The sequence below is a fragment of the Paenibacillus sp. OK003 genome (assembly GCF_900109515.1).
GTDB classification, from domain to species: Bacteria; Bacillota; Bacilli; order Paenibacillales; family Paenibacillaceae; genus Paenibacillus; species Paenibacillus marchantiae.
This window is the reverse complement of record NZ_FOBD01000012.1, coordinates 63217-80927: the sequence shown is the minus strand read 5'-3', so window position 1 is coordinate 80927 and position 17711 is coordinate 63217. Positions and strand designations below refer to the sequence as shown.

Annotated in this window: 15 protein-coding genes and 1 riboswitch; of the genes, 10 read left to right on the top strand and 5 right to left on the bottom strand. The window is 44.1% G+C overall.

The window, feature by feature from the left end; all coding sequences use genetic code 11:
- Nucleotides 1–125 precede the first annotated feature (125 nt).
- Complete coding sequence (gene shc / locus BMW94_RS19400; RefSeq protein WP_091000600.1) at nt 126–2021, bottom strand: squalene--hopene cyclase; 1896 nt, start codon at nt 2019–2021, stop codon at nt 126–128.
- Between the two features lie 354 nt (nt 2022–2375).
- Between shc and BMW94_RS19395 the strand changes: the two genes are divergently transcribed.
- Both BMW94_RS19395 and BMW94_RS19390 read left to right on the top strand, forming a co-directional pair.
- Entirely contained in the window at nt 2376–3887 is a 1512-nt protein-coding gene (locus tag BMW94_RS19395) for a glycoside hydrolase family 30 protein (protein ID WP_091000599.1), read from the top strand.
- 229 nt (nt 3888–4116) lie between these two features.
- Entirely contained in the window at nt 4117–8220 is a 4104-nt protein-coding gene (locus BMW94_RS19390; RefSeq protein ID WP_175480767.1) for a DUF2252 family protein, read from the top strand.
- A gap of 106 nt (nt 8221–8326) precedes the next feature.
- Here the strand turns inward: BMW94_RS19390 and BMW94_RS19385 are convergent, their stop codons facing one another.
- Nucleotides 8327–8785: an OsmC family protein gene (locus BMW94_RS19385; RefSeq protein WP_091000597.1), complete on the bottom strand. Its 459-nt coding sequence runs from the start codon at nt 8783–8785 to the stop codon at nt 8327–8329.
- Between the two features lie 181 nt (nt 8786–8966).
- Nucleotides 8967–9884 (bottom strand): AraC family transcriptional regulator, encoded by a 918-nt coding sequence (locus BMW94_RS19380; RefSeq protein ID WP_091000596.1) that lies wholly within the window; start codon nt 9882–9884, stop codon nt 8967–8969.
- A 408-nt stretch (nt 9885–10292) separates the two neighbouring features.
- Here BMW94_RS19380 and BMW94_RS19375 point away from each other — a divergent pair, with 408 nt between their 5' ends.
- From BMW94_RS19375 to BMW94_RS19350, 6 genes are all read left to right on the top strand, one after another.
- On the top strand, nt 10293–11270 hold the full coding sequence (locus tag BMW94_RS19375; protein WP_091000595.1) for an aldo/keto reductase: 978 nt from the start codon (nt 10293–10295) through the stop codon (nt 11268–11270).
- Between the two features lie 76 nt (nt 11271–11346).
- Nucleotides 11347–11447, top strand: a riboswitch (guanidine-I (ykkC/yxkD leader).
- 95 nt (nt 11448–11542) lie between these two features.
- Entirely contained in the window at nt 11543–11884 is a 342-nt protein-coding gene (locus BMW94_RS19370) for a DMT family transporter (protein ID WP_091000594.1), read from the top strand.
- The gene (locus BMW94_RS19365; protein ID WP_091000593.1) at nt 11881–12195 is read left to right on the top strand and encodes a DMT family transporter; all 315 of its coding nucleotides are present in this window, start codon (nt 11881–11883) and stop codon (nt 12193–12195) included. Before BMW94_RS19370 ends, BMW94_RS19365 begins: the two co-directional genes overlap by 4 nt.
- A gap of 129 nt (nt 12196–12324) precedes the next feature.
- Nucleotides 12325–13704: a DEAD/DEAH box helicase gene (locus tag BMW94_RS19360; protein WP_091000592.1), complete on the top strand. Its 1380-nt coding sequence runs from the start codon at nt 12325–12327 to the stop codon at nt 13702–13704.
- 175 nt (nt 13705–13879) lie between these two features.
- Nucleotides 13880–14209, top strand: a complete 330-nt coding sequence (locus BMW94_RS19355) for an antibiotic biosynthesis monooxygenase (protein WP_063565129.1) — start codon at nt 13880–13882, stop codon at nt 14207–14209.
- A gap of 230 nt (nt 14210–14439) precedes the next feature.
- Nucleotides 14440–14790, top strand: a complete 351-nt coding sequence (locus BMW94_RS19350; protein WP_091000591.1) for an MmcQ/YjbR family DNA-binding protein — start codon at nt 14440–14442, stop codon at nt 14788–14790.
- 150 nt (nt 14791–14940) lie between these two features.
- On the opposite strand, the gene BMW94_RS19345 is transcribed toward BMW94_RS19350, so the two are convergent.
- Complete coding sequence (locus BMW94_RS19345; RefSeq protein WP_091000590.1) at nt 14941–15489, bottom strand: TetR/AcrR family transcriptional regulator; 549 nt, start codon at nt 15487–15489, stop codon at nt 14941–14943.
- A gap of 199 nt (nt 15490–15688) precedes the next feature.
- Here BMW94_RS19345 and BMW94_RS19340 point away from each other — a divergent pair, with 199 nt between their 5' ends.
- Both BMW94_RS19340 and BMW94_RS19335 read left to right on the top strand, forming a co-directional pair.
- Complete coding sequence (locus tag BMW94_RS19340) at nt 15689–16342, top strand: MFS transporter (RefSeq protein ID WP_254790301.1); 654 nt, start codon at nt 15689–15691, stop codon at nt 16340–16342.
- A gap of 103 nt (nt 16343–16445) precedes the next feature.
- On the top strand, nt 16446–16916 hold the full coding sequence (locus BMW94_RS19335) for a GNAT family N-acetyltransferase (protein ID WP_091000588.1): 471 nt from the start codon (nt 16446–16448) through the stop codon (nt 16914–16916).
- Nucleotides 16917–17007: 91 nt separating this feature from the next.
- Here BMW94_RS19335 and BMW94_RS19330 read toward each other — a convergent pair whose 3' ends face one another.
- Nucleotides 17008–17604 (bottom strand): TetR/AcrR family transcriptional regulator, encoded by a 597-nt coding sequence (locus BMW94_RS19330; protein ID WP_091000587.1) that lies wholly within the window; start codon nt 17602–17604, stop codon nt 17008–17010.
- Nucleotides 17605–17711: the final 107 nt, after the last annotated feature.

Below are 17711 nucleotides of genomic sequence, written 5' to 3'. Positions count from 1 at the left end.
AATTTATATTAAACAAAAGCAGGGAGCTCAACGAGCTTCCTGCTTTTTTGTGTTAAGTAGGAGTAGGTATGGGTGAACATTGATCCGGATTTGAAATATTGAAAAAATAGCCGCGCAAAGTAAATTTAAGATACCCCATATTTGCTTCTGTAGTGACTTAACGTGAGAAGAGGCCAAATATATGTATAGCTGTGATAATGGGAATAAAAGTTCCCGGGAAGACCTGCGCCTGTGGGATATGAGGTTCTCCAATCGTTCTCGTGCATTGATGCAATAAGCCGTAGAACGCCTTGATTCATCTCAGGTGTAGGCTTGGGTTGGACTGCAATGAGCGCGTCAAGTGCCCAAGCGGTCTGGGAAGGAGTACTTTCCCCTAATGGCACATAGTGCAAGAGTCGGTCACTTTGACAGGATTCTCCCCAGCCACCGTCGGAGTTCTGGATGCTTAAGAGCCACTGCGCTCCTTTTTGCAATGTAACATGGCTTGCTGGTAGTCCAACTGCAGTAAGTCCGGTTAATGCAGCCCAGGTACCGTAGATATAACATACGCCCCATCTTCCGTACCATGAGCCATCCTTCTCCTGGTTTCGAATGAGCCATTTTGTTCCACGTTTGATCCATTCAAGCCTGGTATCAAGCCCGGCAAAGTTTCCGAGGTACTCCAAGGTACGTCCCGTTAGGTCAGCCTCTGAAGGGTCTGTAGCCGCAGATTTGGCACCATCGATGGCGAGCCAGGTGAGCATCTCCTTGTTCGTATTTTTTTCGAATGCCGGCCAGCCGCCGTCTTTATTTTGCATGGACAGGACCCAATTCAGCCCACGATTCCAGGATTCCTGAAACGTTGGAAGAGTAGTGGACAAGCTTCGAATAGCCCGTAAAGCTGCTGTTGTATCATCCACGTCTGGATTGATTGTATTCGACTCCGAAAATCCCCATCCTCCAGGGACGGTATTCGGATTATGGATGCTCCAGTCGGCTCTTTTATCTTGCTGACGGGAGAGCAAATAGGAGGCCGCGAGTTGAATAGCCTTATGGTCATCGGTAAGAGAAGCCTCCTGCAATGCGTAGGTGATTAAGGCCGTATCCCATACGGTAGAGGGGGAGTTTTGAATCGTTGTTTGACCTCCAGAAGAACGGCACTGCATTGCCGTGAGTCCGGTTATGGCTTTCGTAATCAGGGGATGCTGCTTATCGTATTTTAGGGCCAATAGGGCAAAGATCATGAGAATTGTACTGCTGGCGTAGCTGTATAATGTGCCATCAGACTCAATCCGCTCTATTATGAACTGTTCTGCCTTTTTTCGTGCAGTGTCGTGGATGTGGCGAGGGTTACCGATCAGTCGGCTGCTTCCGCTTAGAATGTCGTCCTGCATTTCCTGATATCCCGGAGTCGTTAGCTCATCTCCAACATTTCGTGAGTCGGTCAGATCAGATAGATCGGGCGCATGGGGTGGTGTAAGGGCGAAGCGCAAGTCGGCCATAATGAGCATGGGAGTGAGGTGAACTCTGGAATAACCGGAAAATTCAAAATAGTTGATGGGAAAATAGGTAGGGAACATCAGTATTTCCAGGGGGATCATAGAGATGGATAAAGGCCATTTCATTTGTCCGGTAGCGGCAAGAATGGCTTTGGTCAAAATGCTGCTAACTTTTCCAATACCTCCTTTGGACTGAATATACTGTTTGGCCCGCTGGATTGGCTCGTCCGTACTCTGGCTGTACCCGGAATATAGCAGGGCGTAGTACGCTTCAACCGATGCGGATAAATTTCCATCCTCTTCATCGGCGTACAATTTCCAGCATCCATCCTGTTGCTGTTCGTTAAGGATACGATCATGCAACTCCCGGATCAGCGCTTCATTCGGGACTTCCAATACCCGAAAGAGAATGATGACATAAGCATCAATTACCGTACCGTTCTCAAAACAGAAATGCCAGGAACCATCTTGTTGCTGCTGTTGAAGCAAGGAAGTCATGATCCGATTTATTTCCTCATCAATTGCGCTCAGTACATGGCTCATTCCAGGGATACCTCCAGAGGACGTCATTTTTGTATTATATGATGGCAATCAGGGGGAAATGAGGAGCAGAATGAGCGTGGAATCCAGTCCATTTCAGGATTTTCTATAATTTTATATAAAAAAGTAAAATTTACTGTTGAAATTATTTCCAATAAAGTGTATAAATATCTTTGTTAACGCTTACAAGATTTTAATTTATATCTTTCTCCGATACCCTTCAAAAAGGAGGTGGTAGTATACCTACATGCAATAACTGAAGAACGGACTTTATACTTTCGAAAATGAAATCGATTTCATTTTGTTGTATGTGATATTTGGCAGCTCAAATTATAACAAATTAAAGGAGTTATGTTGATGAAGATATGGAAAAAAAGTGCGTTAGTGTTGCTGTCCACTTTTCTGGTAACGGCGGGTTCATATAGTTCATATATGCCCAAGACTGCGCATGCAGCGGGTGAACAGGTGGAGGTATGGATTTCAACTTCAGACCCTAATTCTGAACCGGCAGTGGGGCTTAGAACAGATGCGAGACTCACCAAGATTGCATCCAAAAACTTCAGCAGCAACTCAGGCAATGCGGATGTTACCATTACGGTCAACGAAAACCAAACGTATCAGCAGATGGATGGTTTTGGGGTGTCATTAACGGATGCTTCCGCATGGCTCATGAACTACAAGCTGGATAACAATAAGCGCGCGGAAGTGATGGAGAGGCTGTTTGGCAACACAGGCATTGGACTTAGCTTATTGAGACAGCCGATCGGAAGCTCCGATTTTGCTTGGGCCGCCTATACCTATGCCGATACGGCAAATGATACTTCACTCAGCCAATTCACGATCGACCGGGACAAGGCTTACATACTGCCCATGGTCAAAGCGGCAATCGCCAAGAATCCCAATATCAAAGTCATGGGTTCCCCATGGAGTGCGCCTGCCTGGATGAAATATTCCAACAATCTGAACGGCGGCAAACTGAAAGCAGAACACTACGGAACATATGCGAATTATTTCAAAAAGTACATTGAAGCCTACCAGGCTGAAGGTGTACCCATCTATGCTGTTACGTTGCAAAACGAGCCAATGTACGAGCCATCCCACTATCCTTCGATGGGGATGAATGTACAGGATCAGACGGGCTTTATCGGCGATTATCTTGGACCAACACTCCGCAATGCCGGAATTAACACCAAGATTATTGCATTCGACCATAACTTTTTGGACTGGAACTTCCCGAACCAGGTCATTACGAATCTGAAGAACGCAGGTAAGGGCAGCTACGTTTCCGGCAGCGCATTCCACCATTATGACAGTGGGGACGGATCGACCATGACCTCCATGCATAACAGTCACCCGGACAAGGAAGTTTGGTTCACGGAGGGTGGTTTCGGCAACTGGAATGATCCGCAGAATGGTACCTCATCTGGTTTCGATAATATGATGAATGAGTTTATTAATATTACGAGAAACTGGTCCAAATCGATCATTCTCTGGAATGCTGCCCTGGATCAAAAAGACGGTCCAGCATTGCTTTCACCGAACAACACGAACAAAGGCATGATTACCATCCGCAACTCGGACAACCGTAATGACGCACCTGAGAATAATGTCACATATCACAAACAATATTATTTGCTGGGTCACTTTAGTAAATTTGTAGTACCCAATGCATACCGCATTGACAGCAACACCGGAGCTGAAGTCAAAAATGTGGCTTTCCGCAATCCGGACGGTTCCAAAGTGGTAGTTGCCTACAACTCTTCCAGCTCGTCGAAAAATGTGAAGATCCAATGGGGCAGCCAAAGCTTCGTTGTCACTATTCCAGGCAAGTCCGCTATGACGTATAAATGGTATGGAAATGTTTCTTAAGGGATAGCAGGAATTCAGATTCCCGCATCCAACAAGCTAGGGGCCGCGAGCAGTCGCGGCTCTTTTCATTTGCTTTTATTTAAAGATCATCCATCGTATACATTTGTTGTGATTTTTACATATTCAAGGATTTTACAATTTTAATATTATGAATTTTTAGTTTAACTGTCCTCTTACATTGGGTTGATATACTAGCCTGAGCTTTTATATGGGAGAGGGGTTAGACAACTTGAAAGACATCAATCAACGCTGGGTAGCGACGATCCTTGTGGCAGTAATGGTTATCCAATCATTCTGGACATTTGCAGGAATCGGACATGCTGCAGCATCAGAAAACCTTAACACCAGCAATTTAGCGAAAAACGTGGTGATCAGCCATTTTTATGGAGGCAAAAAAGACGACGTACTCGACGTGTACGGCAACGACTTTGTAGAACTATATAATCCGACAGCAGAGCCTGTTTCGCTGAACGACTGGTCTATACAATTTGCTGATAACCAAAAGAATAACTGGAAAGTAGCTCGGCTAGGGACAATGACTGCCCAGATTCCGGCATTTGGTTATTATCTGATTGCGCTTGGCAGCAATGGTAATGTCGGGGAGCAGCTTCCACAGCCGGATGCGACTGAAGCTTCATTTAAACTAGATAACAACAATGGAAAGCTGGTTTTGTTGAATACGACACAACTGTTGACGGCCAATGATCCGATGGCTGACGCTTTACGGCAACATGTGGTTGATTTTGTTGGATATAATGCAGATGCTTATTGGGGAAGTCCGGCTCCACAAGCTGGCAAACAAAACACCATGCAACGATTGGTGTTCGATCCGCTAAATCCGGAGAAATCCACTAAAGAAGCTGCGTTTCCGAATCGCGGAAACAACTGGGACACTCGGAATAACGGAAATGACTTTGAGAAGGTCAAAGGGGCGAAGGCTCGCAATTCAAGCACAACTTCCGCCTATGTCATTCTGGAAAGTAATCAAAGGTTAGAAATGCAATCGGCTTCGAGCGTAGATCCTGTACATAATAAGATTGTGTTGAATGCATTTGGAGGCTTGGTTAAGCAGGGACCATGGTCATCCGACGACTTCAGTGTGCTCGGCCTCCCGGCAGGATTCACTGCTGAAGCCAATGCGAACGGAGATCAGATCGAAGTGACCATAACTGGAGACGATACCGGGAATGTGGTTTCAGACAGCCTTCTGACATTTGAGATTCATCCTGGTGCGTGGGATCAAGTACACAGACCAACCTCATCCTTAACGGTGTATCAAGGAAGCAACACCGTAACTTTGGCTCAATTCACACCATCCAATAAGATTGTAGCAACATTGGACTCCTCATCGTCCAACATTCGTATGAACAGCGCGAAGGATTTGAATACTACAATCCAACTCAATCTTAGCGCCGGTGTTCCCGTGGATGGGGTAATAGACTCGAATGCTTACAGTGTGACGGGGCTTCCTGAGGGAGACTGGAGTATCCAGGCTGAGGGCCGAAGCAGTGATCGTACAATTATGCTATCCATTTCGGGTACATCCACTTCTGCTGTCATGAACTCCGTCATGTTGAATGTGATGTTAATGGCTGAGGCTGTGCAGGATCCGGACTGCCTGGCTTCGGAAGTGATCAGCGTCCCCCTGCTTCGGTACAGTCAACCACTTCTTGCTGATGAGAATCGCAAACATGTCGTTGAAAACAGCATCATAGCGGACAATACAGGTTTTAATGACCCTGCCACCAAAGAATATAAATATGGAAGTGACGCCATGGGAGCGAATGAATATACCTTCCTGCGTGGTACACATTCCTTATTCAAGGCTGATCTGGCAGCGGGTTTTATTCCTTCTCCGAGTTTGGTCATTCCAGGCTGGAATGAGAAGGACATCCTTACGTACACGCAAGGCGATGCCCATATTCAGAATGTGGGGACTTTTAACGATAGTACTAATCAAATGGTGTTCAGCTTGAACGATGTGGATTCTTCCGGCATCGGCAGCTTTTATGATGATCTGATTCGCTTTGTTACAAGTATTTATGTGGTCAAATACGAAAAAGACAGCTCTGCGATTACCAATCTGCAGGACGCCGATTTCCGGGACGTATCTCGTACCTTTCTAGATACCTATAAGGATACTCTGATAAAGATTAATAGCGAGATAAGCCCCAAAAACACTAAGTTGACCAAAAGCAATGTAACGGCATATACGAAAGAGGTCATGGACAAAGTCTCCAAAGTGTCTTATGAGGAAGCATTGCAAAAGTTGCTCGGCAAGCGGGCACTTGATGGAAAATTAAACATTGCCGGCAACTCCGATAAGTTTGAAGCCGCTACAGATGCGGAGAAATCTTCCCTGCAAGACGCTTGGGAAGCATACAAATTGCAAGTCAGAAGCAATTTCCTCAATCTGAGCGATGATGAATTCGATGCCTATTTTAAGATAAAGGATATTGTACGCCGTATTCATCAGGGAATTGGCAGCATTGGGGTTGAACGCTACAATGTGTTAATCGAAGGAGCAAGTGCGGCCAATACGGATAATATTCTGCTCGACGTGAAAGAGCAGACCCGGGACGCCAATTTATCGAAAGATGCTTATCTTAAAACTTCAGTTGATCCCGATTCTTATCTGGGTGTACTCGAAGCAATGAATCGCTTGTATCTGATTAAGGAAGTATCACCTTTTAAAGGGGATTACACGGATAAGCCGTTTAAGAACAAGCAAGAGCTGGAGCAGTATTTGGTTGATGCGGCCAAGGCTTACGCTTATGCAAGCTCGCGCTTGGACAAGGTATCCGATGAGTTGTACTACCGTTTTGAGGAACGTTTTGTAACAAATATCGTACCCATCTGGGATGATTTGCAGAACTTTATTCTTAATGCAGCGGAGGATTACTCCCACCAGGTCGCAGCGGATTTTGCGCTTGTGAAGGAAGATATGCGAACCGGGAAGCTGATTGACGTTTCCACATTGGATGATTTATCTGTTGATCAAGGCGCTTTGACTCCAGCATTCAATCCTGCAATCACGGCGTATACTCTGAATGTTGAACAAGCAACAGACTCCATCAGTATTACGGCGAAGGCTACGGATAGCCAAGCTACTTTGTCTGCTAAAGGTGAACCCTATGCAAACGGAATAAATCAATCTTTCGGGTTGTCTGTTGGAAAAAATGTAATTCCAATTACGGTGCAAGCACGTAATGGATCAAGCAAGACTTACAGTATAACTGTCGTCAGAGCCGGAGATTCCACCTCGGTTCCACCAACGTCTTCGACTCCTTCAACTCCTTCAACTCCAACTGGAGGAACGAATGGTGATCAAACGGGTACCAATGCCAACAGTGGAACGATTAGTGTGAATGGTGGATCGTTGAGCTTGGGCGGGGTCAAAATCAATGTGCCAGCCGGAGCGATGGAAAGCAGCATCGTCATTTCCGTAAATAAAGTAAGCCAAACGTTGAATCTGTTTACCGATTCCACATTGAAACTGCTCGGAGATGTCTATGAGATTACTGCAAGCAAGAGCGGGAATTTCAGCAAACCGGTAACTGTCACCTTGCCATTCGACAAGAACAAGGTGGACTTTGACAAATCAATAGTGGGATTGTATTGGTTCAACGAGCAGGCCCAAAAGTGGGTTTCACTCGATAATATGAAAGTGGATCAAATGAATGGAACGGTATCAGGAACCATTAATCATTTTACCAAGTTTGCTGTTCTGGTATCCGATAAGACCGTAACGCAAGCTCCGGAAGGAACCAAGAATTTCACGGATCTCGTAGGACATTGGGCTTCCGGCAGTATTATGGATTTGGTTGAACTCGGTGTGATCCAGGGTTATCCGGATAACAGTTTCAGACCGGATAAAAAAATTACCAGAGCCGAATTTGTTACTCTTATCATTAAGGCTTTACATCTGCAAGGCTTTGCTGACAAAGGATTTGCTGATACTACGACGCATTGGGCGCAAGACGCAATTTCCACTGCGGCAGGTCTGGGCATTGTGAATGGATATAGTGATGACACCTTTGGTCCAGATGAATTGGTGACCCGTGAGCAAATGGCGACAATGGTCGTTCGTGCAGCGCAGATCGCTGATTCAGACAGTAATATCAGCTTCTCCGACGTCGCTGAAATATCCGGTTGGGCACGCGCAGCTCTTGCTACGGCCATTACCAATGGGCTCGTTAACGGTTATCCGGACGGAAAATTTGAAACCAAAAGGGAATACAACTCGCGCAGAAGCCGCTGCACTCATCGAAAGAACTATTCAATTGACAAATCATTTAACAAAATAATTAACAAAATAAATCCGAGATTTTAGAAAGGCTGCTTCCCTGCAAGTTTAACTTGCTGGGAAGCAGCCTTTCTGTATTGTTTGTATGTTTTTGTATTGCTTATATCTTTTTGTACCTGGTTCATTCGTTTTGTTACAATGATATCCCATTTTCGATAATGACGCGATTGAGCTTGGTATTCACCGGATTGGAAATCGTATCACCCACAGGACATTTACGTTCTAGAAATTGTACAAATGATTCAACTTTTTCTTCAGATGAGCTAGTTTTGATATAAAACGTGTATCGGATATCGGAATAACCGGGGCGTACATCAGATCGGTTAAAAAATCCGTCAAGATCCAGTTCACCTTCAACTTCAACTCTGAAATCATCAAGGACAACATCGAATTTGGAGGCATAGACCCGAGCCACAATGGATTGACATGCGCCAAGGGAGGCAAGTAAAGCTTCTACAGGATTCATTCCTGTATCCGTACCACCGAGGTTTGTTGGCTCATCGATGATCAGTTCGAATTGTCTTGCTTTGGTGATTACTTTAACCCCATCTTGTAGGTGTGCAGTAGCTTTGAAAGTCTGAACATTAGCCATCCGATACCTCTCCTTTATAAAACATTGTATGTAACTTGGTTTAGTATGGATTATAGTTCCATGAATCACAAGTTGTCAATATAAGGATGGGAATAGAATTAGATATTCACTCTTTAAATTAAAAAATGGATAGCCTAATGCTATCCATTTCTCTAACATTTCAACTTCTCAGCCGGTGTACTTATTCACTCATAACATGATCATATTTTTCCTTCAAACGTTTGATATCTGCTCTCGGCGGCGCGCCGAACATGCGGGAGTACTCCCGGCTGAATTGCGACGCACTCTCGTAACCAACCCGGAATGCTACATCCGCAGCATCAGCTGACTCAGCCATGAGAAGTCGACGTGCTTCCTGAAGCCTCAGCTGCTTCTGAAACTGAAGTGGGCTCATGGCGGTAATTTCTTTGAAATGTCGATGGAACGAGGACACACTCATATTAGCTGTCTCCGCAAGATCTTCAATCCGAAAAGGTTGCTCCCAATGCCGAACAATATGCTCAATGGCTTCTCGAATCCGATAGCTGCTGCTGCCTTCCACCGCAATCTGGGCCAGTTCAGCTCCATAAGGTCCCTGCAAAAGCCGGTACAGGATCTCCCGCGTATAGAGTGGGGCAAGGAACGGGATTTCTCCTGGTGTATCCAGCAGCCGAACCAATCGAAGTACAGCATCTTGAATGGAGTGCTCCATCTGTCCAACAAATAGGGCGCGTCTGGCGTTTTCTTTAGACGTGACCTTAATATTACATTCATTCAGTACTTCAAGAATCTGGTTCTGTGTAAACTCAAGCTTCAGAGCCAGGTAAGGCCTATCCGTGGATGCTTTTATAATCTGACCAATCACTGGCAGGTTCATAGAAGCAATCAGATAATTGGATGGTCCGTATTCGAATCTTTCCTGTGCCAGCAAGATTTCTTTCAATCCTTGAACGATCACACAAAAGGAAGGCTTGTAAACCCGGTAAGCAGGCTCACTTATGCTGGAATGCTGATAGACATACAGGGAAGGGATTACCGTTTCCTTAGAACTGTTATGAATGGAGTGACGTTTGATTAGTTCGGTGAGTTCCTGTTTCTGCTGCACTGCGTTATCGGACATACATATCCTCCTTGCAAGTTGTTCTTGCTTCATTATAAGACTTAACGACCTTAGACAAAAGTGGGCATGAGAGGATCAGGCAATCAATTAAGACAAATGATATACCGCTTCGTTCCCTCAGTTCCGCATAATAATAGTAAGTTGGCAGGCTGAATAATCCAGTTTGATCTCAAAAGGAAAAATTGGGTTCTAGATCTACGGAAGAATTGGAGAGAAGAACGGGTCTTTGATCCATTTTAGTATGCCAGAAAGATGGGTGGAAAGGTTGAGTAAACGCTTATCGAACCAAGTGAAACAAATTGTAATCGAGAGATTGGAGTCCCAGATCAAATGGGAAGAAAATCCGATTTTCAAAGAATTGTATCTCAGTTATTGGATAAAATTAACTTCATAAAGGAGTGTTTTAACATGGAATATGTAAAATTGGGTCGTACCGGACTGGACGTTTCGAGATTATGTCTTGGTTGCATGAGCTATGGAGTCCCTGAACGCGGAATCGCTCCATGGTCGTTGAATGAGGAAGAGAGTCGTCCTTTTATACAAAAAGCGCTGGACTTGGGTATTAACTTCTTTGATACAGCCAACGTCTATTCGGATGGTACAAGCGAAGAAATCTTGGGTCGTGCGTTGAAGGATTTTGCTCGTCGTGATGAGGTTGTTATTGCAACAAAGGTTTACTTCCGCATGAAGCCGGGGCCAAATGGTGCAGGTTTGTCGAGAAAAGCCATTATGAATGAGATTGATAACAGCTTGAAGCGCCTAGGCACCGATTATGTGGATCTGTATCAGATCCATCGATGGGACAGCAGTACTCCAATAGAAGAAACGATGGAGGCCCTTCATGATGTTGTTAAGGCGGGGAAAGTCCGTTATATAGGAGCTTCTTCAATGTACGCCTGGCAGTTTATGAAGGCTCAGCATACGGCGGAACGCAACGGCTGGACCCCATTTGTCTCCATGCAGAATCTGTTGAATCTGATGTATCGGGAAGAAGAGCGGGAAATGCTGCCTCTCTGTCGTGAAGAGGAGGTTGGTATCATTCCGTGGAGTCCTCTTGCCAAAGGGCGTCTTACTCGGGATTGGGATGAGAAAACAGCCCGTTCATCGAACGACGAAGCAGGAGACCGACTTGCTGCGGGAATGGTTGATGCCGATCGTAAAATAGTGGAGACTGTCGCTGATATTGCGAACAAACGAGGTGTTTCCAGAGCAACCGTTGCACTGGCATGGGTATTGCAAAAAGAAGGTGTCACCGCACCAATTGTTGGTGCAACAAAAGAACATCATCTGGAGGATGCCGTAACAGCCTTGTCCGTCAAGCTAGATGCGCAGGAGATTGCAAGCTTGGAGGAATACTACGTACCACACAAAATATACGGCATGTAAGTTCCCTCTAGCCTAGTAGCGAAAAAGGGTTGCCAATCAAAAAGAATTGTGTATAATTGGAGTCACATCAAAATATTCAAATGTTTTCTAGGGTTCCGCGACAGTTATGTCGGTCTGGTCCGAGAGAAAACTCACAACCTATTGGTTGTGTCACGGAGGGACAAAAGCCTGGGAGATGAACTGCTTAATGCAGTTTGTTTCCCGGGCTTTTTTATTTTGGCTTCATGTAACTAATAATACACGTAGCAAAATTTGATAAGGAGTGGATAGAAATGAACAAAACATGGTTGTCCGTCGTTATTGCAGCTTTATTTGAGGTCGGTTGGGTCATTGGATTGAAACATGCCAGTGGTTTTCTGGAGTGGGGGGCTACACTGATCGCTATTATTGTCAGTTTCACCTTGATGATTGCGGCTTCCCGCTCACTTGATGTAGGGACTGTATATGCGGTATTCGTTGGACTGGGTACAGCAGGGACAGTACTGGCAGAGATTATATGGTTTGATGCGGCGATTCAATCTGGGAAAATGCTGCTCATTGGGGTTCTTTTATTGGGCGTAATCGGTCTTAAAATGCTCAGCAAAGGAAAAACAAAGGAGGTACATGAATCATGAACTGGGTATATCTTATTTTGGCAGGTGTCTTTGAAATGATTGGGGTTCTGATGATTAATAAATTGCACAAAGATCGTAACCTGACGTCAATCATACTGCTGGTTGCGGGATTTGGACTAAGCTTTCTGTTCCTATCGCTGGCGATGAAGACTCTTCCGATGGGAACAGCATACGCCGTATGGACAGGAATCGGAGCTTCCGGGGGAGCTATTCTCGGCATGATATTTTATGGAGAACCCCGAAATGCGTTAAGAATTCTGTTTATTGCCATGGTGCTTGGATCAGCAGTAGGGTTGAAACTGGTGAGTTAATAGATTGGTTCAGGACTTGATTTTCAAAATATGATATACAGAAGTGCTTTTTAATGTTATCCTTATGTGTTGCGTTTGAAATGAGATATACGTCAAATGAATATTTGTTGCGTAAATTAAGGAGACCTAATGACATTTAAAGACTTGAATATTATACCCGCAATTTTGGAAGGCTTAAGCAAAGCAAACTATACTGCCCCTACACCTATACAGGAACAGGCCATTCCGGCCGTATTGGCAGGCAGAGATTTGCTTGGCTGTGCGCAAACAGGTACAGGCAAGACGGCAGCATTTTCTGTGCCTATCATTCAGTTATTAAGCGAAAAGTCGAACGGCCCCAAAGCCGCACGCCATATTCGCTCATTGATTTTAACTCCAACAAGAGAACTTGCGATTCAAATTTCAGATAATATTAAGGCATATAGCCGTTTTACCGATATTCGTTGTGCCGCAATCGTGGGAGGCGTTTCACAAAAAGTTCAGGAGCGTGCGCTCAATCAAGGTGCAGATATTATTATTGCAACACCTGGTAGACTGATTGACTTGGTCAATCAAAAGCGTATTGATCTGAAACATGTGCAAATACTGGTTCTTGATGAAGCAGACCGCATGTTGGATATGGGCTTCATTCATGATGTGAAACGAATCATTGCGAAGATGCCGAGCAAGAAACAGACCTTATTCTTCTCAGCTACAATGCCTCCTGAAATTACAAAAATGGTAAAAACACTGCTCGTTGATCCGGTAAAAGTAGAAATTACACCCGTCTCCTCCACAGTGGATCGAATTGAACAGTCTGTGTATTTATTGGAAAATGGCAAGAAACAGAGTCTGTTGAATCATATCTTGCAGGATAAATCTATTGTTTCGGCATTGGTATTCACTCGTACAAAGCGTGGAGCTGACCGTGTAACTCGCGATTTGTCCAAAGTGAATATTACGGCTCAGGCCATTCATGGCAACAAATCTCAAAATGAGCGTCAAAGAGCCTTGAATAATTTCAAAAGTGGAGTTACACGAGTACTGGTGGCGACGGATATAGCGGCAAGGGGCATTGATGTTGAAGAGCTGTCACATGTAATCAACTTCAACCTTCCTAATATTCCGGAAACGTATGTCCACCGAATTGGCCGTACAGGTAGAGCAGGGCATAGCGGAATGGCGATTTCCTTTTGTGAAAAGGAAGAGCTTCCGTTCCTGAAGGATATTGAGAAAGTAATTAAGAAGACCATCCCTGAAGTAAAAAATCATCCTTATCCGATGACAAGTGTGCCTGCTTTTGTAAAATCGAATCAAACATCGAAGTCTGCACCTCATAAATCTGCAGCCGATAAACCCGCGAAGTCAAAAGCGAATCCCGCTCGCAAACCTAAATCCGAGTGGTTTAAGAAGAGCGGTAAAGCTAATCACAGTAAGCCAAACGGTAGTAAGCCAAATAGCGGTAAAACAAACCACAATAGTACAAGTCACAGTAAACCAAAGAGCAGCAAAGTGAATAAAGCTCTCTAAAATAACGAGCAAATGCCTTCTCCATTTCGTGGAGGAGGTTTTTTTTATGAACACAAAATCGACACGATATTGATAATCATTTTCAATAAGAATAGAATAATAGAGAGGAACTTAAAAAATGTCCCAAGGCCATTGTATCCAAGCAGTGACTTGAGGCAATCAGGAGGCGTAATTCATGTTCATTCAAACTCGCGTTATGGTAGTCGAAAAGGGCCATAGTCATAAACTGGTGGAACGTTTCAGTGCCCCTAGCCCTGTAGAGGAAATGCCGGGACTGATTGATTTTAGTGTAATGGTTAACAAAAAGAGTAAAGAACACGAAGAAGTAATGGTGCTGATTCGTTGGGAGTCGGAGGAAGACTGGAAGAATTGGGAGAAGAGCGACGTGCATATTAAAGGTCATAAGGAGAAAAGAGGACAGGAGAAACCCGAGTATCTGATTAGCACTACGGTAAATATGTACGAAGTACAGAAAGTGAAGACAGCTAGAGTATCGAATGCATAATTCGAATGATGAAAAACCGATTTCATGAATTATTTCATGGAGTCGGTTTTTTTGTTGTATGTCCATATAAGTTGCGTAGCGATCAAGGAAGCTGTCTGAGAAGATGATGCCTGTGTTACAGGAAGAATAGTTGAAATGAAATGCTTGATATTTACATGCAAACGTACATTCGGTATCATTAGATTGGGTAGGGAAAGTTGTTGTCTTCTGCGCAAAGGAGAGATACTGAATTGAAGAATAAGATTATAGAGTACTGTTTGAAGAAAAAAGGTGCAACGAAGGATTATCCATTCGGGTCCGATCCGGTTGCTATCAAAATTGCAGGGAAAATGTTTGCGCTTATGTTTGAGGACAAGGCGGATAACGTTCGCTTGAACTTAAAATGTGATCCGATCATTGCGGAAAACCTCAGAGAGCAGCATGAAGCCGTTCAACCGGGGTATCATATGAACAAAAAACATTGGAATACCATTATTCTAGATGGCTCCTTGTCGGAGCAGGATATCTTTGTTATGATTGACCATTCGTACGATTTGGTTGTCAAAACTCTGTCCAAGAGTCTTTTGGAATCCATATCTTAATTAGACCACATGCAATAACAATTTAGACAGCAGGTGGTCGGCGCCAATTGCAGAAAAATCAGCTTTTTTCGAAAAGTAATAGCGGTAGTCCTAGGATGTTAACTACGTATCCTGAGACTACCGCTATTTTGACTGCGTGCACATTGCACGTTATCCCAAATTCGTTTTGATTAATTCTCCTAATTGCTTTGACATGACCTCAGGTGGATGGGGCATTTCGTTCTTGATCCACCACTCAACGACCCCTACATAAGACATGACCACATATTGGAGAATGATATCCTCACTTAATCCGGATTTTCTGGCCTGAGATAAGTATACTTCCTCCTTGAAATCTTCATTAAGAAACTCAATCAGGCGGTTGCGAAATTGTACCGCTCCCTTACTGGCCATCATCGTTGAGAAGAACAAGTAATTTTGTTCCAAGTAGATAAACCAGGGAATGATGGATTCTTTCCAATCCAAGTCTGCAACCGAATGACAAATTTTACTTAATTCTTCGATATGCCCGTCAATGAGCTTGTCCAACAGATCATACTTATCGACGTAGTGAAGATAAATGGTACCTCTGCTAACGTCAGCTCTATCAGAGATATCTTGTAGGGTAATATCATCGAAATTTTTTTCTGACATTAACTCAATTACTGCTGCTTTGATGGCCTCTTGTGATTTTCGAATTCTTCGATCCACTTTGGTCATGTGATTCTCACCAAACTTTCTAAAGATAATAAACAAATTTATGTTTAATGTTCACTAATTAACGAAACGAGTTCAATTAACAATGATAAGCTTTCTTATTCTGTCTATAATTATTAACAGATGTTCATTAATATATCAATATTTGTTTTCATACAAAAACAGGTCAAAACATAGATTTCATAACTAGAGTGGGGGATGAATGATGCAACGCTTATGGACGAAGTCATTTATTCTGATGACGCTGGGTTTGCTGTTTTTATTTACTGCATTTTATATGCTGTATCCCACACTGCCGCTTTTTATTAAAGAGATGGGTGGCAATGAAAGACAGGTGGGCTTGGCTATGGGAGCTTTAATGTTATCTTCCGTCATCCTTCGTCCTTTTGTCGGTGGACTACTGGATCGATTCGGCAGACGTCCGTTTATGATCGGGGGTTTGCTTCTGTTTATATTGGCGATGTATATGTACAACTGGGTTGGTGGAATCATCATGCTGATCGGACTTCGTATCGTGCATGGAATGAGCTGGGCTGTATCCACAACGTCCATGATGACAGCTGTGACTAACATGATTCCATCGGCTCGGCGCGGGGAAGGTATGGGGTGGTTTAGCACCTCCATGACGCTGGCCATGGCGGTTGGCCCCATGATTGGTCTGGGGATTATGCAAGGCACATCATATCAGACGATGTTTATCTTTGCTGTTGGTTTGTCCGTCTTGGCCCTGCTTTTGACGCTGGGAGCCAAAATGCCATTTCAACCACATACGGACAGAAATTTCTTTTCTGCTTTTCATGATCTACGTAAGACGGTTGCTGAGAATCACGCAGACGTTCCCTGCCAAAACGAGTGATTCCGTTTCATTATAGTTGAATGGTAGTGTGTTAAATCAGAGTTGTAGTATAATTTGTGCAGTGAAGAGCAGCAATTATTTCATGACGCGGAGGCTTACCTGCATGTTTATTAGAGAGATAGAAGAAAAAGATAATCAAGAAGTAGAGTCTCTGATTCGAAGTTGTTTGATCGAATTCGGGGCCAATAAGTCAGGAACGGCGTGGGCTGATCCGAATCTGGGCGATTTTTATCATCTTTATCAACGCGAGGGCTCCAGGTATTGGGTGGTTGAGCATAATTCAACCGTTGTAGCTGGCTGCGGTATCGGACCCGTGGAGGGATTTTCACATATTTGTGAGTTGCAGAAGATGTATGCCTTAAAAGAAGCACGAGGTACCGGAATCTCCTATGAATTGCTTCGGATTTCCCTTGATTTTGCCAAAGAACACTATGAACAATGTTATCTTGAGACGCTTAACAATATGGTTGCGGCCAACAAGTTCTATATCAAGAACGGTTTTATTCCTTTAGAAGAACCGTTAAATGCAACGGAGCATTTTGCTTGTAATGCATGGTATATCAAAACATTATAAATTCCACAACTCATGCTCAAAGAGCCTAGTTCAAGCGGCAGATTGCCTACGATGAATTAGGCTTTTTGAGCATTTTATATACCCATTTACGTTAAAGAAACGTCAAACAGAGCTGCTCTACAATGCGGTCAGGAGAGTTGCCGCGTACGTTTTTTTGAAACAGATACGAATCATTACTCATGGCAGTCAGAAGCATGTCCGTTTTGAACAAGCTGATGGCCTGCGATTCGTCGCTCTCTGTTGCCATCTCTTCGAATAATCCAAATAGCTGTTGATGCAATTGGTCATAAAGAGGACTTGAGGTTCTGGATTCTGATCCTTGATATACCGCATTCTCGATGCCCGAGAGCAGCTCCGCATTTTTCTCTCTAAACTGGATAAACAACGTCAGCAGACCCCGCAATCGCTCAGTTGGTGGATACTGTGCGTTTTCCTGCAAATATATCTCCACATCATCGAAGAACAGCGCTGCGTTATCTTTGATCAAGTCCATGCATAACTCACTTTTATTGCGGTATCGGCGGTATAAGGTACCCGCTCCAATCTGCGCTGCGGAAGCGATCTGATTCATGCTGACCCGCTCCACGCCGTGCAGCTCGAATAATGTGCTAGCCACATCCAAGATACGTTGGCGATTCTCGGCAGCATCCCGTCGCTCCGAACGAGAGGTTGTATTGGTTCTATCCACTGTCTGTCACTTCCTATCCTTCAACGTTCAAAATTTGACAAGGGGAGAACCCTCCGTTTAATATCAAGAAGAGGTTAAGCGGAGAGTTCTCCCCTTAATCTTAATCA